The 23204-nt window shown below is 41.2% G+C and carries 23 protein-coding genes; 16 read left to right on the forward strand and 7 right to left on the reverse strand.

Annotation, left to right across the window (positions count from 1 at the left end; genetic code table 11):
• Window positions 1-29: 29 nt before the first annotated feature.
• Window positions 30-2348, forward strand: coding sequence for a Fe(2+) transporter permease subunit FeoB (feoB, locus tag M1F14_RS01930; protein ID WP_042847761.1), 2319 nt, complete (start codon window positions 30-32; stop codon window positions 2346-2348).
• Between the two features lie 11 nt (window positions 2349-2359).
• Window positions 2360-2593, forward strand: a complete 234-nt coding sequence (locus tag M1F14_RS01935; RefSeq protein WP_042847763.1) for a FeoC-like transcriptional regulator — start codon at window positions 2360-2362, stop codon at window positions 2591-2593.
• Window positions 2594-2831: 238 nt separating this feature from the next.
• Here the strand turns inward: M1F14_RS01935 and bioH are convergent, their stop codons facing one another.
• Window positions 2832-3611 carry a pimeloyl-ACP methyl ester esterase BioH gene (bioH, locus tag M1F14_RS01940; protein WP_042847766.1) on the reverse strand — a complete coding sequence of 260 codons (780 nt, stop codon included), beginning with the start codon at window positions 3609-3611 and terminating at the stop codon, window positions 2832-2834.
• A 54-nt stretch (window positions 3612-3665) separates the two neighbouring features.
• Between bioH and M1F14_RS01945 the strand changes: the two genes are divergently transcribed.
• From M1F14_RS01945 to M1F14_RS01980, 8 genes are all read left to right on the forward strand, one after another.
• Entirely contained in the window at window positions 3666-4349 is a 684-nt protein-coding gene (locus M1F14_RS01945) for a phosphoribosyltransferase family protein (RefSeq protein ID WP_042847768.1), read from the forward strand.
• A 63-nt stretch (window positions 4350-4412) separates the two neighbouring features.
• Window positions 4413-4991 (forward strand): Fe-S biogenesis protein NfuA, encoded by a 579-nt coding sequence (gene nfuA, locus M1F14_RS01950; RefSeq protein ID WP_042847770.1) that lies wholly within the window; start codon window positions 4413-4415, stop codon window positions 4989-4991.
• An 88-nt stretch (window positions 4992-5079) separates the two neighbouring features.
• The gene (gene glpE, locus M1F14_RS01955; protein WP_042847772.1) at window positions 5080-5403 is read left to right on the forward strand and encodes a thiosulfate sulfurtransferase GlpE; all 324 of its coding nucleotides are present in this window, start codon (window positions 5080-5082) and stop codon (window positions 5401-5403) included.
• 16 nt (window positions 5404-5419) lie between these two features.
• Window positions 5420-6265 (forward strand): rhomboid family intramembrane serine protease GlpG, encoded by an 846-nt coding sequence (gene glpG, locus M1F14_RS01960; RefSeq protein WP_042847773.1) that lies wholly within the window; start codon window positions 5420-5422, stop codon window positions 6263-6265.
• Window positions 6266-6293: 28 nt separating this feature from the next.
• Window positions 6294-7052 carry a DeoR/GlpR family transcriptional regulator gene (locus tag M1F14_RS01965; RefSeq protein WP_004262881.1) on the forward strand — a complete coding sequence of 253 codons (759 nt, stop codon included), beginning with the start codon at window positions 6294-6296 and terminating at the stop codon, window positions 7050-7052.
• 295 nt (window positions 7053-7347) lie between these two features.
• Window positions 7348-8853, forward strand: a complete 1506-nt coding sequence (gene glpD / locus M1F14_RS01970) for a glycerol-3-phosphate dehydrogenase (RefSeq protein WP_071547607.1) — start codon at window positions 7348-7350, stop codon at window positions 8851-8853.
• A gap of 397 nt (window positions 8854-9250) precedes the next feature.
• Window positions 9251-9592 (forward strand): hypothetical protein, encoded by a 342-nt coding sequence (locus tag M1F14_RS01975; protein WP_173424831.1) that lies wholly within the window; start codon window positions 9251-9253, stop codon window positions 9590-9592.
• Window positions 9593-9898: 306 nt separating this feature from the next.
• Window positions 9899-11470: an ATP-binding cassette domain-containing protein gene (locus M1F14_RS01980; protein ID WP_181468985.1), complete on the forward strand. Its 1572-nt coding sequence runs from the start codon at window positions 9899-9901 to the stop codon at window positions 11468-11470.
• Window positions 11471-11505: 35 nt separating this feature from the next.
• Here M1F14_RS01980 and M1F14_RS01985 read toward each other — a convergent pair whose 3' ends face one another.
• The 3 genes from M1F14_RS01985 to M1F14_RS01995 are packed head-to-tail and all read right to left on the reverse strand — an operon-like array spanning window position 11506 to window position 12949.
• A complete protein-coding gene (locus tag M1F14_RS01985; RefSeq protein WP_080750921.1) occupies window positions 11506-12030 on the reverse strand; it encodes a DUF2569 family protein in 525 nt (174 codons plus the stop codon).
• A gap of 11 nt (window positions 12031-12041) precedes the next feature.
• The gene (locus tag M1F14_RS01990; RefSeq protein ID WP_042847782.1) at window positions 12042-12395 is read right to left on the reverse strand and encodes a DUF488 domain-containing protein; all 354 of its coding nucleotides are present in this window, start codon (window positions 12393-12395) and stop codon (window positions 12042-12044) included.
• A 41-nt stretch (window positions 12396-12436) separates the two neighbouring features.
• On the reverse strand, window positions 12437-12949 hold the full coding sequence (locus M1F14_RS01995; RefSeq protein ID WP_048605477.1) for a DUF2569 domain-containing protein: 513 nt from the start codon (window positions 12947-12949) through the stop codon (window positions 12437-12439).
• A 150-nt stretch (window positions 12950-13099) separates the two neighbouring features.
• Here M1F14_RS01995 and M1F14_RS02000 point away from each other — a divergent pair, with 150 nt between their 5' ends.
• The 3 genes from M1F14_RS02000 (at window position 13100) to M1F14_RS02010 (ending at window position 15579) form a co-directional block, all read left to right on the forward strand.
• Window positions 13100-13999 carry a DNA-3-methyladenine glycosylase gene (locus tag M1F14_RS02000; RefSeq protein ID WP_042847786.1) on the forward strand — a complete coding sequence of 300 codons (900 nt, stop codon included), beginning with the start codon at window positions 13100-13102 and terminating at the stop codon, window positions 13997-13999.
• A gap of 94 nt (window positions 14000-14093) precedes the next feature.
• Window positions 14094-14489, forward strand: a complete 396-nt coding sequence (locus tag M1F14_RS02005) for a hypothetical protein (RefSeq protein WP_042847787.1) — start codon at window positions 14094-14096, stop codon at window positions 14487-14489.
• 133 nt (window positions 14490-14622) lie between these two features.
• Window positions 14623-15579 (forward strand): leucine-rich repeat domain-containing protein, encoded by a 957-nt coding sequence (locus M1F14_RS02010; RefSeq protein WP_129466931.1) that lies wholly within the window; start codon window positions 14623-14625, stop codon window positions 15577-15579.
• 166 nt (window positions 15580-15745) lie between these two features.
• Here M1F14_RS02010 and poxB read toward each other — a convergent pair whose 3' ends face one another.
• Entirely contained in the window at window positions 15746-17470 is a 1725-nt protein-coding gene (gene poxB / locus M1F14_RS02015; RefSeq protein ID WP_042847788.1) for a ubiquinone-dependent pyruvate dehydrogenase, read from the reverse strand.
• A gap of 388 nt (window positions 17471-17858) precedes the next feature.
• A complete protein-coding gene (locus M1F14_RS02020) occupies window positions 17859-18443 on the reverse strand; it encodes a hypothetical protein (protein WP_166687024.1) in 585 nt (194 codons plus the stop codon).
• Between the two features lie 485 nt (window positions 18444-18928).
• Here M1F14_RS02020 and proP point away from each other — a divergent pair, with 485 nt between their 5' ends.
• The 3 genes from proP (at window position 18929) to M1F14_RS02035 (ending at window position 22343) form a co-directional block, all read left to right on the forward strand.
• Window positions 18929-20431: a glycine betaine/L-proline transporter ProP gene (gene proP / locus M1F14_RS02025; RefSeq protein WP_042847790.1), complete on the forward strand. Its 1503-nt coding sequence runs from the start codon at window positions 18929-18931 to the stop codon at window positions 20429-20431.
• 78 nt (window positions 20432-20509) lie between these two features.
• Window positions 20510-21952, forward strand: a complete 1443-nt coding sequence (phrB, locus tag M1F14_RS02030; RefSeq protein ID WP_166685487.1) for a deoxyribodipyrimidine photo-lyase — start codon at window positions 20510-20512, stop codon at window positions 21950-21952.
• 79 nt (window positions 21953-22031) lie between these two features.
• A complete protein-coding gene (locus M1F14_RS02035; protein ID WP_042847792.1) occupies window positions 22032-22343 on the forward strand; it encodes a monooxygenase in 312 nt (103 codons plus the stop codon).
• A 4-nt stretch (window positions 22344-22347) separates the two neighbouring features.
• On the opposite strand, the gene M1F14_RS02040 is transcribed toward M1F14_RS02035, so the two are convergent.
• Complete coding sequence (locus M1F14_RS02040; RefSeq protein ID WP_048605480.1) at window positions 22348-23109, reverse strand: class I SAM-dependent methyltransferase; 762 nt, start codon at window positions 23107-23109, stop codon at window positions 22348-22350.
• Between the last annotated feature and the right edge of the window lie 95 nt (window positions 23110-23204).

The raw sequence follows: 23204 nt of genomic DNA on the forward strand, positions 1-23204 counted from the left end.
GTATTCTTTTTATATTATTGGCAAACACTATGAAACGATTGACTATCGGCTTAATTGGCAACCCCAATGCAGGCAAAACGACCCTATTTAACCAGCTAACGGGCTCGAGACAACGCGTCGGTAACTGGGCAGGTGTCACGGTTGAACGCAAAGTTGGTCGCTTCCACACAGACGACCATAAGATTGAGCTTGTTGACCTTCCAGGGACTTATTCCCTCACCACAATTTCCGAGCAAACCTCACTAGATGAACAAATTGCCTGTTACTTTATCCTAAGTGGCGAAGCTGACATGCTAATCAATGTGGTGGATGCATCAAACCTAGAACGCAACCTTTATCTTACATTACAGTTAGTTGAACTCGGTGTTCCTTGTATTGTTGCTCTTAATATGTTGGATATCGCACAAAGCCAACATATTGATATTGATATTGCTCAATTGGAGAAACAACTGGGTTGCCCTGTCATTCCAATGGTTTCAACACGTGCGACTGGTATTAATGAATTAAAGAAAACCATTGATACTCATCCACAAAATAGCCAAAAAGCCCTTGTCGAATATCCACCTCAATTATTACAAGCGGTAGACTCACTGTCAGATCAAATATCATCACAGCAATTTAGCCACCAACAACGCCGCTGGTTAGCATTACAAATCCTCGAAGGGGATATTTACAGCCGCCAACGTGCAGAAATAACAGAAGAGCAATTACTTTCGACACGCCAACAACTTAAAGAGAGTTTGAATGAAGAACCCGAGTTACTCATTGCAGACTCTCGCTATCAGTCTATTGCGACTATTTGCCATGCCGCTATTAATAATAGTGCTGCTGAACCCAACAAATTAACGCAATCACTGGATAGATTTATTCTCAGTCGCTGGCTTGGTGTCCCGATTTTCTTGTTTGTCATGTACCTGATGTTTGTATTAGCAATTAATATCGGAGGAGCACTACAACCTTTCTTCGAGGGGGCATCAGAAGCCATATTTATTCATGGTCTCCAGTGGCTGGGAGATTATTTGAGTTTCCCTGATTGGCTAACCATCTTCCTTGCCCAAGGTGTTGGTGGTGGTATTAATACCGTTTTACCACTCGTACCACAAATCGGGATGATGTACCTATTTCTTTCAATACTCGAAGACTCCGGCTATATGGCTCGTGCGGCATTTGTAATGGACAGGCTCATGCAAGCACTGGGCTTACCCGGCAAATCATTTGTGCCCTTAATTGTTGGCTTTGGCTGTAACGTTCCTTCCATTATGGGCGCACGTACTCTTGATGCACCGCGTGAAAGGCTGATTACTGTTCTAATGGCACCATTTATGTCTTGCGGCGCAAGGCTGGCAATTTTTGCAGTATTTGCCGCGGCCTTTTTCGGTAAAAACGGCGCTAGTGTTGTCTTTTCCCTGTATATTTTAGGGATTGTGGTCGCTATCCTGACAGGATTGCTACTCAAACACACTTTAATGCGCGGTGAAGCCTCCCCTTTCGTTATGGAATTACCGGTTTACCACGTTCCTCACGTCAAAACGTTACTGATCCAAACTTGGCAACGCTTGAAAGGCTTTGTGGTACGTGCTGGTAAGGTTATCGTCGTTGCCAGTATCTTTATCGGTGCATTAAACAGCTTCTCCTTCTCAGGTAAACCCGTTGATAATATTAATGATTCGGCACTGGCTTCGGTCAGTAAAGTTATCACGCCTGCATTACAGCCAATCGGCGTTCACGCGGACAACTGGCAAGCCACCGTCGGATTAATCACGGGAGCAATGGCCAAAGAAGTGGTCGTGGGTACATTAAATACCCTGTATACCGCCGAAGCGATCACCGCCGAACCATTTGATGCTGAATCTTTCAATTTGTGGGAAGAGTTAGAGGATGCGGTATCCGATACTTGGGATAGCTTAAAAGAAACCTTTACATTAAGTGCGCTATCGAACCCTATCGAAGCCAGTAAAGGGGACGGTGAGATGGAGTCAGGCTCTATGGGTACCATGGCAGCGAAATTTGGTTCTGGCATCGCGGCTTATAGTTATCTAATTTTTGTCTTGCTATATGTGCCTTGCGTATCTGTGATGGGAGCTATCGCTCGCGAAACCAATAAAAGCTGGATGAGTTTTTCCATTCTTTGGGGGCTCAATGTGGCCTATAGCCTTTCTGCGCTGTTTTACCAAATAGCGACATTTAGTGAGCACCCACAAAGTAGCTTAATAACTATCATTGCGGTAGTTGCTTTCAATCTTATTTTATTTATGTTCTTACGCCGTGTCCGTAGTCGGGTCACATTGAATATAAAAAGTAAAACTGCGGCGCAATGCTCTGGATGTTCAGGCAATGCCTGCCACTAAGGAATAACGTGATGGTCAGCTTGTTACAAGTTCGAGATTTAATCGCCTTATATGGGCAAGCTGACATCACTTTACTGAGTGAGCGCCTCAATACCCCAATTCCGTTGGTCCAAGCCATGGCTGAAAAGCTAGTGAGTCTAGGCAAAATTGAAAAAGTCGATGTGAGTGCTTGTTTGACAGGTAGCAGTTGCAAGGGTTGCCCCGAAAGCACCGACTGTGCGCACTTTGTGTATAAGATAAAGTGAGGCACCTTGAAGGAAGGTCATAAACCTGCAATTCTTTTTATCGCATAGTTGAATTCTTAAAAAACCAGACCTCTGCCGGAATATTGGGGTTTAGTTTGTGTCAATAAATCATTAACCATCATCGATTCCTTTTGAAGTAAGGGGATAACATAAAGTGCTGTAATAAAAAGCCTGCTATGGAACTATAGTTAGCAGAATATACGCTTTAAAAACCCCCCTTAATGACTGATGGTTCTATTTACTCTTCCAATCGGCTTTGAAAGTCACATAAATACTCACAAAACTCATCAGGATGTGAAATAAACGGGGCATGAGCGCTATTGCGCATAATCACAGACGGAGAGTGTGGATAAAGCTCGTCCAATACGGGCACCACTTTACGTGGGACAAGCCCGTCAAGATAACCATAAATGCGTAAGAATGGCACTGGCAGTTTTTTCAATTCCTCACGCAAATCTTCGGTACGTAATGACTCAAGCCCCGCATTTAGCGTTTCTACCGTCGGAATAGGCTGCTCGAGAACAACTGATTTTAGCAACTTTGCATCATTTCTTGCGCTTTCTGTCCCAAGCGTTTGCAGTGCTAGAAAACGTTCAACGGTGCGGTGGAAATCAGCGGCGAGCTGATGCTCAAAACCTAATAAAACCTCAGGTCTGATCCCCGCCCAGTCACTACCATCGGCTTTAAAACAAGGGGATGATGCTACTGTTATTAGCCCTGTCACTTCATAGGGATGGTCAAGAGCGATACGACTTGCCACCAGCCCCCCCAATGACCACCCTAACCAAATGGCATTTTTCGGAGCCTGTGCCCATAAAATATCCGCCATAGATTGAATACTCATTGGCGGAAAGCCTTGGCTACGACCGTAACCAGGTAAATCAACCAAGTGAATACGAAAATGCGAAGCGACCCGCGGAATAATGGTTTGCCAAACTTGCGCATTCAGCCCCCATCCGTGTAGTAACACAATATCTTGCTTTCCATCGCCAACGGTCTGCCAATATAACTTTGTCATGGTTACACTCTCTTCGTTCATTTCTTAGTCGAATATTTTTAACAGGACATTACCATGCTAACAATGGAAGGGGTCTGTTGGCTATGCCACCAATCACTAAAATTAAGTCATCAGGGCATTTGTTCATTTTGCCTCAAAGGGTTACCGAAAATGCCGGTGAGTTGCTCTCGTTGTGCTTTGCCCTGTGAGCTGCCTATTAATGAATGCGGTCGTTGCCTAAAGAGCCCCCCAGCTTGGCACCAGTTGATCACTGTAACACCGTATCAAGCCCCATTACGTAAACTCATTCATTGTTTTAAATTTAATAAACAGCCACAACTTGCCTTTTCCTTAGCCCGAATTTTTGTTTTATTTTGGCTCACTGGTTACCGCCATCATCAATGGCAAAAACCCGATTTAATCATGACTATTCCCTTACATCGCCGTCGGTTATGGTTTCGCGGCTTTGATCACATGGCCTTAATTGGTGAAATATTGTCCAGATGGTTAAATATTCCCTATTCACAAAATTCATTATTACGCAGTCATGATACACTGGCACAGATTACACTAAAAAGAGAGCATCGCCGAGCTAACCTTAAAGGTGCATTTACCTTAGAAACGTCAGTTTCAGGCCTACATGTCGCTATTATTGATGATGTTATTACCACAGGTTCTACAATGAACTCCGCAGCAAAATTGTTGATTTGTGCGGGTGCGCATACTGTTGATGCGTGGTCACTCTGTCGCACCTTGTAGGAAAGGGGTAAATGGGCGTATTATAACCAACTAAAGCAGTCAACTATTATTGAGCAAATGATTATGATTAATATTACTGAAGCAGCACAGGCTCATTTTGCCAAGTTGTTGGAAAATCAAGAGCCAGGAACCCAAATCCGTGTATTTGTCATCAACCCAGGTACACCAACAGCAGAATGCGGTGTGTCTTACTGCCCACCGGGTGCCGTTGAAGCAACAGATAAAGAACTGAAGTTCGAAAAATTATCTGCTTATGTTGATGAAATTAGTGCCCCATTCTTGGACGATGCTGAAATTGATTTCGTCACTGACCAACTGGGTTCACAACTAACGTTAAAAGCACCAAACGCAAAAATGCGTAAAGTCTCTGATGATGCGCCATTAATTGAGCGTGTTGAGTATGTTTTACAATCACAAATAAACCCTCAATTAGCCAGCCATGGCGGCCGTGTTTCTCTGATGGAAATCACCGATGATGGTTTTGCTATCCTACAATTTGGTGGTGGTTGTAATGGTTGTTCTATGGTCGATGTCACCCTCAAAGAGGGTATCGAAAAAGAATTACTGAAAATGTTTGATGGTGAGTTAAAAGGCGTTAAAGACCTAACTGAGCACCAACGTGGCGAGCACTCTTTCTACTAATTGCCATTGATGTCTGGCACCTGTTTTTCTGCTTACAGGTGCCTAATTTTATCTTTTATGGGGGTTTCCCCACTATATTCGGTATTTTATGGACCATTTCGAGACACTAACACCCGAGCAAGCCTATCAACATTGGTTAGAAGGCACTGCTATACTTGTTGATGTACGTGATCCACAAAGCTTCCGTGCAGGCCATGCAAGTGGGGCTTATCACCTTACCAACGAGTCACTCAGTCAGTTTTTGGAACAAACGGATTATGAACAACCCGTCATGGTCATGTGTTACCACGGGCATAGCAGTCAAGGTGCTGCACAATATCTGATCAACATCGGCTATGAATCTGTTTACAGCATTAATGGCGGGTTTGAAGCTTGGTTAAGGGAATATCCACAAGCCGTCACGGCGCTCTAGATGAGAAAACGTATTCATGATCCACATCACTTCTTTTGCTAACCCGAGAATGGCGCAAGCATTTGTTGATTACATGGCAAGCCAAAATATTCATTTAAAAATGCAGCCATCGCAGGAGCAACCGCTATTTGAACTTTGGTTAGAAGATGACCAACATCTTTCTCAAGTACGCAAAGAACTCGATATCTTTTTACAAGACCCTAACCACCCCCGCTATCTAGAAGCTAGTTGGCATACCGGTAGTGCAGATACCCAATTTCAGTACCGAAATTACCTCACATGGAATTACCTAAAAGAGCAATCAGGCCCTTTAACTATCGCTGTTATTGTGTTGTCGATTATTGTATATCTTTGGGTAGAAATAACAGATGCGCGTGAAGTTTTACGTTACCTAGCTTGGCCAATTGGCGACCAACAATCTGAACTTTGGCGCTGGTTTAGCCCTGCATTGGTGCATTTTTCGTTATCGCACATTGGCTTCAACCTTGCATTATGGTGGTTCCTTGCTGGGCAAGTTGAACGAAAACTGGGAACAGGGAAACTCTTCACCATTCTATTGGTCTCAGCCTTATTCAGTAATTGGGGTCAATCACTATTTAGTGAAAATAATTTTGGCGGCTTATCTGGTGTGGTATATGCCTTGGTTAGCTACGTTTGGTTAACCGGCGAACGCCGGCCAGAAAGTGGTATCAGCATCCCACGGGGGCTAATGATATTTTCAATTATCTGGCTCTTTTTCGGTTACTTCGATATTTTAGGGATGCATATTGCCAATGCCGCACATACTTCAGGGTTAATTATCGGCTTATTGATGGGAGTATGGGATAATAGGCAAAGTTTCAAACACCAGAGCTCCAGATAAAACATTTTAATAATTAGAGGCCAACGCTGTGAAACAAACCCAGAGACATGATGCAATCGTTGAACTTGTGCGTCTTCAGGGATATGTCAGTACTGAAGAACTTGTCGAACATTTTGAGGTTAGCCCTCAAACCATCCGACGAGACCTCAATGACCTCGCTGAACAAAATAAAATTCAGCGGCACCATGGCGGCGCGGCACTACCTTCAAGTTCCGTAAATGCCGCTTATAACGACCGTAAAATTATGTGGTCAGATGAAAAAGCGCGTATTGCACAACATGTCGCTAGTCAAATCCCTGATGGCGCCACATTATTTATTGATATTGGTACGACGCCTGAAGCGGTCGCCCATGCGTTAGTGAATCATAAAAATTTGCGAGTAGTAACCAATAACTTGAACGTTGCTACTCTATTGATGCCAAAAGAAGACTTTCGCTTAATTTTAGCGGGAGGTGAAGTCCGTTCCCGTGATGGCGGAATTGTTGGTGAAGCCACGTTGGATTTTATCTCTCAATTTAGGTTGGACTATGGCATTCTTGGTATTAGTGGTATTGATATGGACGGCTCCTTGCTTGAGTTTGACTACCACGAAGTTCGTACCAAACGCGCAATTATTGAGAATTCACGCTGTGTCATGTTAGTCACCGACCACTCTAAGTTTGGCCGTAATGCGATGGTTAATCTCGGTAACATGAACTTAATCGATTACCTATTCACCGACAAACAACCACCTGATAGCATTCTCAAAGTGATTGAGCAACATAACGTCCAGCTCGAACTTTGCTAATCAAATCATTATGTTCATGATGGCAGCGCACCAGCCTGCCATCATGCTTCTGAATATCTGCCCCTCGCTTTAATTTTTTATATCCTCCGTTCCTTGTTCTTTTTCGCTCGAAACTCAAATTTCCCTTTGTAAATAACATTATTTTAAATGTGGGTATTGAAAAAAGTTTGTTACCAATATCACGCACTTGTTATTTTTTCTTCATTATTAGTTGGCATACTAATGGAATTTGATTACAATCAAATGAGCGAAAACGAACATTATTGAAAGTGTTTCGAACATCTCAGGGGGATGCATGGAAACTAAAGACTTGATTGTCATCGGCGGCGGGATCAACGGCGCTGGTATTGCAGCAGACGCTGCGGGTCGTGGATTATCGGTATTACTGCTCGAAGCTCAAGACTTAGCGAGTGCAACTTCATCTGCGAGTTCAAAACTGATCCACGGTGGCTTACGCTACCTTGAACATTACGAATTTAGGTTGGTAAGTGAAGCATTAGCAGAGCGTGAAGTGCTGCTACGCTTGGCTCCGCATATTGCTTTTCCAATGCGTTTCCGTTTACCTCACCAACCCCATTTACGCCCAGCTTGGATGATCCGTATTGGTTTATTTCTATATGACCATTTGGGAAAACGCGTCAGTTTACCAAGCAGTAAAAGTTTAAAATTCAACCAAAACTCCGTATTAAAATCTGAATTAACCAAAGGTTTTGAATATTCGGACTGTTGGGTTGATGATGCGCGTTTAGTTGTATTAAACGCTCAAGAAGTAGTACGTAAGAATGGTGAAGTTCGTACTCGCACAAAAGTAACTCGTGCTTATCGCGAAAATGGCCTATGGGTGGTTGAAGCTCAAGACTTACGTACTGGTGAGACCCACACATGGAAAGCTAAAGGGTTAGTAAACGCGACAGGACCTTGGGTAAAAGAGTTCTTCGATGATGGCTTGAAACTGAAATCACCCTACGGTATTCGTTTAATCAAGGGTAGCCACATTGTGGTTCCTCGTGCACACGACGAACCACAGGCATATATTTTACAAAACGAAGATAACCGTATTGTATTTGTGATCCCTTGGATGGATGAATTCTCAATCATTGGTACCACTGATGTGGAATACAAAGGTGATCCGAAAGATGTCAAAATCGATGAAAACGAAGTTAACTATTTACTGAAAGTATATAATGACCACTTCAAAAAACAGCTAACGGTTAGCGATATCGTTTGGGATTACTCAGGTGTTCGTCCACTATGTGATGACGAATCTGATTCACCACAAGCCATCACTCGTGACTACACATTAGATATTCACGATGAACAAGGCAAAGCCCCATTACTGTCTGTATTTGGTGGTAAATTAACGACTTATCGAAAATTAGCCGAAGCCGCTGTCAATAAGCTCGCCACCTACTACCCGAATGCAGGTAGCCCTTGGACTAAAAATGGTCAATTACCTGGCGGGGATATTGAAGGTTGCGACCGTGACGGCTATGCACGTGTACTGCGCCAACATTATCAATGGCTACCTGAAGGCTTAGCCCTGCGTTTTGCCAGAACTTACGGTAGCAACAGTAAATTAATCCTTGAAGGTGCGAATTCACTCAGTGATCTCGGTGACGCCTTTGGTGCCAATGTTTACGAGGCTGAATTACGTTATTTAGTTAAACATGAATGGGTAACTGAATTAGATGATGCTATCTGGCGCCGTACTAAGCTCGGTATGTGGCTAAATGATGAAGAAAAACAACGTATTGCACAGTGGTTATCAGAGCATTCGCTATCTGAGCGTGCTTCTGTATAACGGCAAAATATCATGACTCGCTAAACAATGTTTCCCTAGATTAGGGGCTTTTAGTTAAGTGACTTGTAAGGCCTGATTTTACTGTTCAACAGGGGTCAGGCCTTTTAATTTGGCGCTATATCACTGACAAGGTAACTTTGATGATACCTTACTACCTTAGTTCCCTCTCATTTATGCCATGTCATCCGCTTTTTGAAACCTAATCCTAATAAAGTACATATCCCTATTGAATCAAAATACCCCTTAAATTTTACTCGTCACATCTAGGCCTAACGTCATCTTACGGGACGCGCACGCATGCTGTTAGTTTAGTGCGTAAGCAACCGTGAGTTCACTTTGACCTCAACCCCATATCTGATAATCTGTGCTTATAAATATCTATTGATAGTTAAATATAATGATAAGTAAGTTTAAAAACCTAAAGTTCTTTGAAAACGAACCACTAGTTCATCATTTAAACTACACACTGACAGAAACCGAGGTGAAGAACATACTGAATGGTTGGCTACCCTTATGTATGGAAGATAAATGGCTCTCTTATAGTGAAGAGGGTTATGTTTATGTTCATCGAAGCTGGACTGGGCATTTGATGTATAAGTTTGCCATCCGCAATAATGTTATCAATAGTGTGGAAATTGCGATGGATGATTTTGTCGATATGACCAACGAAAGAAAAATAGAGGTTTTCTTATCGCTCTTACCCCATTTATCAAAAGAGCATTCAAATGACTGGTCGTAGTATGAGGTTTCTGTAAAGGCGCTGCGGCTCTATCTTAGCCCCTAGAGAGGGAGTGGTGAGAAATCAACGCGCCTAAAGTCGCCAACAAAATTGGACACTTTATCGCTAAACAGCTTATAATACCCATTCACCTTACCAAATTACTCAACTTAGTAGGTACGTCCCACGATGAATTAAGCACTGCCAGAAAATATTTTCCAATACTAATTTGGTATTCATTTTTCTGTTCCTGGCAGGCAACCACTTTCATCGACGCTTATTGATAAGTCAACAACGTTGTCTGTCCTCGCAATTTTGGAGGTGCATATGACTGTTGCTTGTCACTTTTCACAACTTAATATTGAATTTAACCAAACCGCCCTATTTCCCCCACTGAGCGGGACTTTATCTTGCCAAAAAAACGCCTTAATCGGGAATAATGGCACTGGTAAGTCGGTTTTAATGCGACTTCTTGCACAAACTCTCCCCCCAACACAAGGTAACGTGCACTGGAATATTCCCTTTCTCCACGTCGATCAGTTAACTCGATTAGCGGGTGATACATTGGTTGATGCTTTAGGCATCTCTGAGATTTATTATGCATTTGCCCGCATTGAATCAGGAAATGGCACCTTTGATGATTTCGAACAGGTTGAAGATAAATGGCATTTGCCATCTCAATGGGAAAATCTATTGGACTCAGCCAGACTACCCGTTTCCATGGAAACCCCTATTGCATCTTTAAGTGGTGGCGAACGCACACGTCTCGCCCTTTGCCGTGCTTTTTTGCAGAAAAATAGTTTTCTATTACTTGATGAACCCGATAATCACTTAGATGCGCAGAGTCGACAATGGCTAAGTGAAAAGTTATCTGAACATACCGCTGGGTGCTTAGTTATATCGCATAATCGGGCATTGCTCGGGGAGATGGACGCCACCTTTGAGCTAACCGCTAAAGGGTTGTATGAATATGGAGGGAATTATGACTTATACGACACTCAGAAAAACTTCGAAATAGCGGCAATTGATGCACAAGCCGAACGTTTAGAAAAACAAATTAATCAAGAGAAAAAACAACAACAGATCACATTGAAAAAAGCGGCTCAACGTAAAAAACAAGGAGAGAAGATTCGTTATGGTGGTTCTCAATCCTTGTTACTACTTGATATGCAGAAAAATCGTGCCGAAAAAAGGCAGTCAAAAGTTGCCGACCGCCATCAGCGCGTCATGGATAACTTACAAAATCAGCAACAAGAAAACCATGAAAAAATTCGCCATATCAAACCGCAAAAAATGGCGATTAACTACCAAAGTGAGGGAAGAAAAGTAACCGTTTTCGCTTCTGAATTAATGTTACCTTATGGCCATTCATCACCACTTTCATTCACTATATACAGTGGAGAACACTGGCATATTCAGGGCAACAATGGTTGCGGGAAATCCACGTTACTCAAAGTATTAATGGGGTATCTTCCGGCGGTCTCAGGAGAATATCGTTTAAGTGGCACAGTGTGTTATTTAGATCAGCATTTGAGTTTACTGGATAAATCCTTGCCGGTTGGGGAAGCACTTCATCAATACCAACCATTATTCTCCGTTGAACAATGGCGCACACAGCTTGGTATGCTACGCATTCGAGGGGAGAAATCATTACAGCCACTAACACAACTTAGTGGCGGTGAACAATTGAAAGCCACCTTGTTAGCGCTCACTCATAGCCCTAACCCGCCGGCTATTTTGTTACTTGATGAACCCGATAACCATCTGGACTTGGACTCAAAACAGTTACTTGAGGACTTACTCAACAATTATCAAGGTAGTTTATTACTGGTTTCTCATGATGAAGCATTCATTGAACGGTGCAATATCACCAACACGTTAAATCTCTCTGATGATTAACACTATTGGCCACCATAACCCACGGTGGCCAATTTTTAACGAATAAAGGTGTTTTTTACTCGGCTAGACACCAAAAAATAGGGGACCCATAAGGCGCAGTAGAAACTCCCATTAATCGCTGTAATCACATTCGAATAATTAACTTCAATACCGAATGTATAGGGGAAAACAAAGCGAGCCACAATAATCATCACGGTATACAGTAGCATAGTAATGATAAATAACCATTTCGCGCTTTTTTTCCATTTTGCTGCAGCAATAAATGTCCACAGAAATAAGGCTATCAAAACCCCATAGCCTGTTTGTAACAGGTAAAACCCTGTCGAAAAACCAGCAACGTAAAAGTCAGAATCAGCTTGTGTCGCTAATGGCCAAACGGTTTTTACTTGTGCAATATCTAACAATAACATCATGACCGTTTTGTATAACATGTAAAATAACCCTATAACGGGTAAAATCAACCATCCACTGACCCCTTGTAGTGGTTTTTTCGCAACCGTCTGAGAAACACCTTGTACTATTGGCTGCCCTATTTGAGTGGTTGATTGGTGCGTATCCATTCCGATAACCTTTATGAGTTTTGCATTTTTTGTTCAATAAATGCTTTGAGTATAATAGCCTGATTATGTTGCGTGTCTTTTGCACTGTATAATAACGTTAAACTCCCCTGCTTTGCTTGTGAAACTAACGGCTGCCATGCCGTTGTATGGTTTAATTCTTGCAGGTAGTGCTCGGTAAATTGTACAAATTGATCAGTGTGTTGATGAAACCATTTTCGCAATTCATTTGTTGGTGCGACATCTTTATTCCATTCATCATGCTGTAAGTCGGTTTTTTTGATCCCCCTTGGCCATAGCCGGTCAACGAGTACCCGGTAACCATCGTCATCTGCAACAGGGTCATAGACTCTTTTACACTTAATCATCATGCCTCCTGCTTAATAAATTATCGTTGAAACAACACAAACTAGTTCACAAACGTATTTTTAACGCGTCTTGATACTAAGAAATAGGGTATCCAAATAGCGCAACCAATTAAACCTCTGAATATATCCTTAATATCTGAGGCATCCACCGCTATACCTAACAAACTACTCGCTAATAGAATATCTGTGATGGTCAAAGCTAAGGAAAAAAGCTGGAAAAAAATATACACTTTAATCGTCAACATTTTCTTAGTAAAAAAGACATAGCAAAGAAAAAGTAAGACAGCATATAAAATAACGTTACCTAGCACTTCGAAGTAAATCAGCTCTTTAAATAACGGAATAAATGAATCGGATTGTGGGTTAGTTAGTTCATGCCAATATTCGATCACTTGGGCATTTTGGCTATAAATTACAAAAGGGAGCACAATAAGAGACAGCACGATCCCTAACATAGGCAAAATTAGCCACCCACCAATCCCTTTTAGTTCAGGGGTAGGTTTTGGCGGTGGTGTCGAAGTACTATCTGGTAAACTCCCATTTTCAATTTTCATCTACACGTCCTTATTAGAGATAACCATCATGTCATTACAAAAATAATAGACTTAAGTAAGATAGCATATTTAATTAATAAAAAATGAGTAACTAAATGCGCTTAATCACAATATATAGTGAATAAAGAAAAATCCTATAAGGTCTTAATAATGAAAACATTTTTAGTTAAACTCCCCCTACCCTCACATTATCTTTCTAGTGATTTCTTCGCCTTTCATCTTAGAGACCAACAAAATGTCGCAGAAATTGTTGAAGGAAATACCTTGCACAAAGGATTAATCTGGCAACAACAAGCTGCAAAATTAAATTTAATGATTAAAAATCAGCAAGCAACGCTATCACTGGAAATTGACTCGCCAACCGTTATACCTCAAGAGTCTGAGCTTCATTCTCTCGCAAAACATTTATTAGGATTAAACCAACCAGTTGAACAGTTTGAAGCGCAATACATGACAGACCCAATAATTGGGAAACTGATTAAAAAACAACAGGGATTAAGAATTTATCAATCAGCTAATGCCTTTGAAGCCTTAGTTTGGGCTATTATTGGTCAACAAATCAGTGTTCATGCCGCAATTGCAATTCGCCGAAGATTTATCCAAGCAGTTGGGCTTCAACATACCTCAGGAATTTGGTGTTTTCCGGATGTACTGCAAGTTTCTCGAGTTAGTGACGATACCCTTCGCCAAGCAGGGTTTTCAATTGGTAAAGTCGTTGCTCTGAGAGCGCTTTGTGACGCAATAGAGAACCAACAAATTGACTTATCACAGCAAATAAACCATGAGAACGTAAATTTCATCACTGAACAACTATTACAAATTAAAGGTATTGGTCCTTGGACGGTTAGCTATGCACTCCTTCGTGGATTTAATTACTTAAATGGCTCTTTACATGGCGATGTTGCGGTCAGGCGTAATTTGCAAACGTTGCTGACTAAACAAGAGCCACCAACGGCTAAGGAAACAGAAAAATGGCTAACACAGTTTTCTCCTTGGCGAGCCCTTGTTGCCGCCCATTTGTGGCGTAGTCAATCTGCTGCGGGTTATTAACCCTCAGCTAAAAGTTAAGGTAATGACCTGATTTAATTCATTTTGGCCTTATGTTTTATTATCTGAATCGCTTAAATTTTATCAGGTAATAATTATGGATAATTTCAATGTGGGTGCAAACCATTTACATCATGTTCAAGGTGACAGGCTTTTTGACGATGAACTACCTAACGAAGCCGACGAAATATGGGGCCATATAAGAGAATGGTTCTCTCCCAAATTAGAACCCCTTGCATATGAATGCCTTAATGATTTTTATCATGGTGATCTATTAGTCACACCGCCTGAGCAACTTGAAAGCTTTTTGACATTAAAATCATTAGCTTCACAAGGGCATCAAAACAATTTTACGACAGAATATGTAAGGGGAATGGAGGCCGCTGAGTGCACTATAATAAACGCCACTCATGGTCTAGCTGAGTCTGTCCTCATACCATTAAGTGAACCTGAATATTTGGGGAGTTTGGCAGACTTTACAGCAAGAAGGTAATTCCTTTTCACTTATTAAATATTTTTCTTGGAAGGCCATACCGCTTTAAATTTAAGGTCATCCCCTGATTTGATTTCTTATAACTTTATATTTATATCGCCCAGAAATAACCAGTATTTATAAGGGGGTAACATTGAATAATTTTAGCATTGGTCATAATAGCAACCAAATTAATAGTATTAACAATCATATAGGTACATTCCAATTAAATACTCTATGGCAAGCAATAGAAGAATGTTTTCCACCAGAAACTCATGAACGAGCAAATGAACACTTTAATAATCTTTTTTCGAATGCTAGGTTACAACCGAATGAGCAACTAGCAATTTTTTTGACATTACAATCATTAGCTTCACCCAGTACCCAAAGTAATTTTAGAACTGGCTATTATTCAGGAACAAATACCGTTACCTGCACCATAGATACTTTTCGTCAAAATGGTTCCATGTGCATGGATATACCATTAATTGAACGCGATTATCATGCTGAACATCTTAATTTTGCTTTAAATAGCTGGGTAAATAACGCGCCGATAGGAGAGAACCGAAATGAGGCTGCCGATATAATACAACGATGTTTTGCGCAAAATAGCGATAATATTGATTTATCAAACCAGAATATTAGTAGTTTACCCACTTTTCTACCGCCTAATTTGCGTTCGCTTAATGTGGCTAATAATCAGTTAACCTCCCTGCCCATATTTTCAGACTCACTAATAACATTAAATCTTTCTCATAACCAGCTAACGAGTTTGTCGAGTCTTCCTGAAGATTTAGAACGATTAAATATCGCTAATAACCAGTTAACCAACTTACCAAGACTTCCACTTTATATGGTTAGCTTACAGGCCAATAATAATCAATTAACCAACATGCCAATGCTGCCATACGCTTTATCTGATTTAAACGTATCGAATAATCAGCTGACTTACCTACAAACAAGCCAAACACCGCTAATAACCTTAGATATTTCTCATAACCAGTTTACTCAGCTTCCCTATCTACCCCCTACCCTAAGGGAACTGTATGCATCCCATAACCCATTAGTTAACAGCCCTATCATTCCTGCTGGTTTAGATTCTGATTTATAACGCAGTACCAGAAACAACAGATTTGCTGAGCCATAAAGTCGATATCTGAAGGGGAAATTTAATCCTAAAGCCACGTTACTCTGACTGACTCGTAAACAGTCACGGTGCCACAAACACAGAAGCCCAACTCAGGCGAATTGGGCTTCTGATGACTAACAATAACGTTTTAACGTAACCAGTTAGTTTTCACTAATTGTACAACTTCGTCACCACGACCAGTCATAATCGCTTTTAACATATACAAACTAAAACCTTTTGCTTCTTGAGCTTCAATTTCTGGCGGCATTGACAGTTCCTGCTTAGCAGTCAGTACATCAACTACCACCGGACCATCATGAGCAAATGCGTCTTTCAAGGCTCCCTCTAGGTCTTCGCTTTTTTCAACACGGATCCCTTTGATACCGGCAGCATTGGCAATAGCGGCAAAATTAGGGTTGTGTAGATCAGTCCCTGCGGTTAAGAAACCTGCAACCTTCATCTCCATCGCGACAAACCCAAGCACCCCATTATTATGGATAATAATCTTCACTGGCAGTTGCATTTGTGAAAGGGAAATAAAGTCCCCCATTAACATACTAAAACCACCATCGCCACACATCGCAACGACTTGGCGTTTCTTATCAACCGCCTGTGCACCAATAGCCTGTGGCATCGCATTCGCCATTGAACCATGGTTAAATGAGCCGATAAGACGACGCTTGCCATTCATTTTCAAATAACGCGCAGCCCAAACGGTTGGAGTGCCAACATCACAAGTGAAAATAGCATCTTCCGCAGCAAGCTCACTGATTTTTGTTGCCAAATATTGTGGGTGGATCAACCCCTCATGCCCCGGTTTAGCAAGGTCATCCAACCCTTTACGTGCCTCTGCATAATGTTTTAAAGCACCGTCGAGGTGTTTTGTTTCCTGCTTGGTCTGTAAATGAGGCTGTAACGCATCAAGTGTCGCTTTAATATCACCAATTAACCCCATATCAATATGGCAGTGTGACCCTAAGCTACCTGCATTAATATCAATTTGAATGATTTTTGCTTCATTGGGGTAGAAAGGACGGTAAGGGAATTGAGTTCCTAATAATACAACAGTATCCGCATTCATCATGGCGTGGTAACCTGATGAAAAGCCAATTAACCCAGTCATACCAACGCTATACGGGTTATTCCATTCAATATGTTCTTTACCTCGTAAAGCATGTACAACAGGAGCTTTCAGTGTTTCAGCTAACTTAACCACTTCATCATGAGCACCCGCGCAACCATTCCCACAAAACAGGGTCACATTCTTAGATTGATTAAGTACCTGAGCTAATTTTTCAATTTCACTACGCTGAGGCATGATTAACGGAGCTTGAGGCTGATACCATGTTTCTTTTGCGGTTTCAGGTGCATCTTTTAATGCTACATCACCGGGTATCACAACAACAGACACCCCTTTATTCAAAATCGCTTTACGCAGGGCAATCCCTAAAACCTGTGGAATTTGTTCTGGATTAGACACCATTTCACAGTAGTGGCTACATTCGCGGAACAGTTCTGTAGGATGCGTTTCTTGGAAATAATTACTGCCGATTTCACTTGATGGAATATGCGCTGCAATCGCCAATACTGGCACTCGATTACGATGACAGTCATACAACCCATTGATAAGGTGCATGTTACCTGGTCCACAGGAACCTGCACACACTGCCAAGTTTCCTGTCAACTGGGCCTCTGCCCCAGCGGCAAAAGCAGCAACCTCTTCATGGCGGGTTCCTAACCATTCGATAGCACCTTGACGGCGTAAGCTATCGGTTAAGCCATTCAATGAGTCTCCAGTAACGCCCCAAATACGTTTAACACCTGCATTATCAAGTACTTTTGCAATATAGGATGCAACACTCTGTTTTTTCATATCGGCACTCTTTTAAATCGCATGTTATACACAGCATATTTTTTCCTAAAATAAACTGCATATTATTGAGGTAAGCAACAAAGTCCTTCTTTATATTCTGCCACTCTCGTTTATAACTAAGCATACAAATGACTGACTATTTAATTGATTGTAACTAAGTCAATTCTGCATTCCTACTTGTCTAGCTGATTATAAAAAAGAACAACATAATCCACCGTTATTATCAAAAGAAGAAGGTACTGACAGCACAAATTAATTAGCGAAGGGTTACAATACACTTTCAAATAAATAATTCTTAGAGAGTATTATTTGCTTTTTTGCTACCCATCTATATATGACTATCAACAATAAAATAATGATTCAATTATTTAATATTAGCCACCGAAACTTACCCGTGAAAATAATGATTCTGATCAAAATAGTGCCATTTATCCGCTAGGCTTACGCTTAAACGACCCTCTATTTTTTCTAAAATAATAGCTGTAGCTGTATTTCTGAATAATTTTGAACCTAATAATTTATTGGAGTTTACAGGTGATGAAAGGTGGTCAGAAAAAACAACAAGCGCTTTACGATAAGCGGATTTTGACTTAAGTAGCATTATCGCTTGCTCAATAACTCCTTGTATCTCTAAGCAATATGTATTCACATCAATACATAAACAATTATTTTTAATATTCAATTTATTATGAATGACAGTTGCTTGAGTCGATGAAAAAGACTTAATCATTGTAGAGGCAAGGATAAGAACATCAATATCATCATCCTTGATAATTGGTTTTGCCGCATTAATTAACATCGTTAACGCGTTTTTATTTGATGAAAACATAATGTGAGATTTCTTTGAATGAAGATTTATCCGTCTCTGATTGTCTCTTCTTGCACTCAGGCATTCCTCTACAATGCAATTATTTTTACTTATCAAGAATGGTCGATAGATATTAATTGCTGAAATTCTTATTGTACAATTCATGATACCCTCCTATGATGCACTAATATTTATCATAGACGGCTTTTCTTATTTTAAAATACAACACATTGATTAATATGATTTTAATAGTATCACTAAGAGGCTATTTAGCCAGTAAACTATGACAATACAACAGTAACAATCATAAAATACACTTTATGAAATTAGCGCTTAGCCTCCCCTTAATAACTAGCATAAAATACCTATATTTTACATTTAAGCGATATTAATGTAATATTACCCTCGGATTTTATAACTTAAGGTGATCTTCTTGCTGTATTTACAGGACAAACTCTCTCATTACTCTACCCACAAATTCCCTGCTTTAGGCCTGTTATTCAGCGCTACATTAAAATATTAAAAACTTATCTATTACTTAAACAACGACTATTCTAAATAATAAGGTTTTGCATTTTATTCAGATATGAAAACCCACATCTTAAATGCAGTTGTTTTGGTTGTTCACATTCAAATAAGAGGATGGTTTCATGAAATTCAAGAAGAAAAAAGAAAAACCGTTAAATATTAGTGATATTACAATAATTGATGACGGGAAACTTAAAAAAGCAATTACCGCCGCTTCGCTGGGTAATGCGATGGAATGGTTTGACTTTGGTGTTTACGGCTTCTTAGCCTATGTCTTAGGTCAGGTTTTCTTTCCGGACGCATCACCGAGCGTTCAGATGATTGCAGCATTAGCGACTTTCTCAGTACCTTTCTTAGTTAGGCCTTTAGGTGGGGTCGTATTCGGGATACTTGGCGACAAATACGGTCGTCAGAAAGTGCTTTCAATGACCATTATTATTATGGCTGTAAGTACCTTCTGTATTGGTTTAATTCCCGCTTATGAAACGATTGGTATCTGGGCACCCATACTGCTATTAATTGCTAAATTAGCTCAAGGTTTCTCTGTAGGTGGCGAATACTCCGGGGCCGCTATATTTGTTGCTGAATACTCACCCGACCGTAAACGTGGGTTTATGGGAAGCTGGTTAGATTTCGGTTCTATTGCTGGCTTCGTATTGGGTGCCGGTGTTGTGGTGCTTATTTCCAGTATCGTTGGTGAGGCTAACTTCCATGATTGGGGGTGGAGAATTCCATTCTTCTTAGCATTACCATTAGGGATCATCGGCCTTTATCTGCGCCATTCCCTTGAGGAAACGCCTGCATTCCAACAACATATCGAATCATTAGAGCAACAAGATAAAGCTAATATTCAAGATCCACCAAAAGTCTCCGTGCGTGAAGTTGCATCTAAGTACTGGAAAAGCTTACTTATTTGTGTTGGATTAGTGATAGCAACTAATGTAACTTATTATATGTTGCTTACCTACATGCCAAGTTATTTATCACATAACTTAAATTACTCGACTGACCATGGTGTACTCATCATCATTGCAATTATGATTGGTATGCTATTTGTTCAACCGATTATCGGTTTAACCAGTGATAAAATTGGCCGCCGCCCATTTGTTATCACTGGTAGCGTAGGGTTAATTCTTTTAGCCTATCCAGCGTTTATGTTAATAAATAGCGGTTCAGTTGGCTTAATTTTCCTTGGCTTATTAATTCTAGCTGTTTTACTGAACTGTTTTACTGGGGTTATGGCATCAATTTTACCGGCGATTTTCCCAACGAATATTCGTTACAGTGCCCTTGCCATCGCATTTAATATTTCCGTGTTAATTGCGGGTGCCACTCCAACCGTTGCGGCTTGGTTAGTTGAATCAACTACCGACTTGTATATGCCTGCTTATTACCTGATTGTAATCGCACTAATTGGCTTATACACCGGTATTCGAATGCCAGAAACAGCCAATAAACCATTGCGAGGGGCAACACCTGCGGCATCAGATAAAGCAGAAGCAAAAGAAATTTTAAGTGAGCACTTTGACAATATTGAGCAAAGAGTTGAAGATATTGATCAAGAAATTGCTGAGCTTGAGAAAAAACGCCAATCTTTAATCAACCAGCACCCTAAATTAGATTAAACACTGTAGGGCCTGAAATATGGCCCTTCTGCTTTTTAAACACAACGAATAAAACTGAATATCCCAAGGAGGGAGGCGATGGCAGCCAAACAAGTTTGTCATCTTATCTGGTTCCGCAATGATTTACGGGTCACTGATAACAAAGCACTATCCTCTGCTTGTGCGGACCCCCAAGCCAATGTTATCGCCCTCTTCACCGCCACGCCGGAACAATGGCAACAACACGATGTATCGCCAAGGCAAATTTCGTTTATCCACCAGCATCTCATTGAATTACAACGTTCTCTTGCCAAATTAGGTATCCCATTAGTTTGCCAAACGGTGGCGAATTTTATGGATGCGGCCGAGTGGGTATTAAACTATGCTAAAACTCAGCAAGCTGATGCCTTGTTCTTTAATCGCCAATATGAATGGAATGAAAAACAAAGGGATGACTGGCTGGTAAAAAATGCTCATGGAGTGCATATTCATGCTTTTGATGATTTTTTGTTATTGCCGCCGGGTTCTGTGACCAACCAAAAGGGGGAAATGTACCAAGTGTATACCCCTTTTCGTCGTGCCTTTCTCACCCAATTAACCGCCACAGACTGCCGTTCATTGCGTGTACCAAACAAAAGAGCCGACTCTTTAAATATCAAAGAAACCGCCCCTTTATTCCCACATGAGCACATAGCGGTTTCCCAGCAATTCCCTATTGGTGAACAAGCCGCCTTAAAACAGCTAAGGCAGTTCTGTACTCAACACGTCACACGCTACCAGCAAGATAGAGATATCCCCTCTATTCACGGGACCAGCCAATTATCGCCATATCTTGCCATTGGTGTACTGTCACCTCGGCAGTGTTTTAACCGGTTACAAGCAGAAAACCCAGATGTTTTAGATTACCCTGATAGCGGTGCATTCACTTGGTTAAATGAATTGATCTGGCGTGAATTTTATAGCCATTTACTCGTCGCATTTCCACGTCTTTGTCGCTATCAGCCATTTATTCAATGGACTCAACATATTCATTGGAATAATTCATCAACTGATTTCGACGCATGGAAAACCGGAAAAACAGGTTATCCTATTGTTGACGCCGCCATGCGACAACTTAATGAAACTGGTTGGATGCATAATCGCTTGCGTATGATTGTCGCAAGCTTCTTAGTAAAGGATTTGCTTATCGACTGGCGCAAAGGTGAAAAATATTTCATCAGCCAACTGATTGATGGCAGCCTAGCCGCAAATAATGGTGGTTGGCAGTGGTCTGCATCAACGGGGGTCGACGCTTGCCCGTGGTTTCGTATTTTCAACCCAACAACCCAAGGGAAAAAGTTCGATGCCCAAGGGAAATTTATACGCCGCTGGCTGCCAGAGCTAAATAACGTACCCGATAAATATATTCATACCCCCCATGAATGGTCTCTAATCAACAATACACCTCTCGATTACCCAGAACCGATTGTTGACCATAAGCAAGCCCGTTTAGCCACTTTAGAAGCTTTTGAAGCAGGGAAACGTAATAGTCTAAAACAGTAGGCTGTTTAAAATACGATAAATCGCAAAGTTATTATTTGCGTTAGGGGATATCATACGGCGCTAACAATAAGGAGTATATATGAACGTTATCTTACAAGTTGATTTCCCCTACCAAGGGCCTTGGGGCGCAGAAATGACCATAGCAATGGATGAATTAGCCAATTCGATTAACCAAGAACCTGGCTTTGTATGGAAAATTTGGACAGAAAACCAGCAAACCCAACAAGCCGGTGGGGTTTATCTGTTTACTTCTGAGGCTGATGCCAAAGCTTACCTACAAAAACACAGCGCACGCTTGAAATCATTTGGTATTCCTGAAGTTCGTGGTGAAATTTTTGCAGTAAATACTGCGCTTAGCCAATTGAACCAAGCACAGTTTATAAGCGAGTAATTATTTACTGGCGCTGAAATTCGAATAGCATCACATCTGAGGTAAATGAGCCATCTTCCTGAACCGCAAAATGGCTTTTTACCTCATGACTTAATGTTTTTTGATATTGACGGATCGCATTAACCAAAAGCTCTGGAGTTCGCATCCGCTCAACCCAACTGGTAAACTCCAGCGGCAAACGAAAACTTTTGACCCCACTGACGAACAACCCTGCGTTATTTAGCATACCAGACCATTCACCCGCCGAATAATCTCGAATATGTGAAGTATCACGGAGAACTTCAACCGTTTGCAGATAAATGTCTAACAACGGGTGCCCCGGAGAAACAACATCAATAAAAATGCCTTTTCCTGCAGGCTGTAAAACACGATGCACCTCACGCAGCGCTTTTTCTACGTCATGCCAATGGTGCGCTGAATAACGGCTAATCACCATATCAAACGAATTATCTTCAAATGGTAATGACTCCGCAGTCCCTTTGCATGTCGTAATATTGTTGAGCCCGCGTTCCTGTGCATTTTTAGCGACCACATTGAGCATCGAATCCGATAAGTCATAGGCAACCACTGACTTTACTAACTGAGCCGCATGAAAGCTGGCATGACCCGCACCACAACCTAGGTCAAGCACATGTGCCTGCTGACTCGCTTGCAGCAATTGCTGTAAAATCTGTAAGTCTTCACCCTGCGCATGAACTTGGCTGGTTAAATACGAATTAGCCTGCTCGTCAAATTGTTGGTAAACCGCTTGGTGGTGCGTTTTCATTTCACTTTCCCTAGGTCAAATTAACAATAACTCAATAAAAGCAGAAAATGATTGAAAAAGCACCTATTTATTCAACCAATAGTTTGGCAACAAGT

Origin of the sequence: Providencia sp. PROV003 (assembly GCF_045040775.1) — a bacterium.
GTDB classification, from domain to species: Bacteria; Pseudomonadota; Gammaproteobacteria; order Enterobacterales; family Enterobacteriaceae; genus Providencia; species Providencia huashanensis.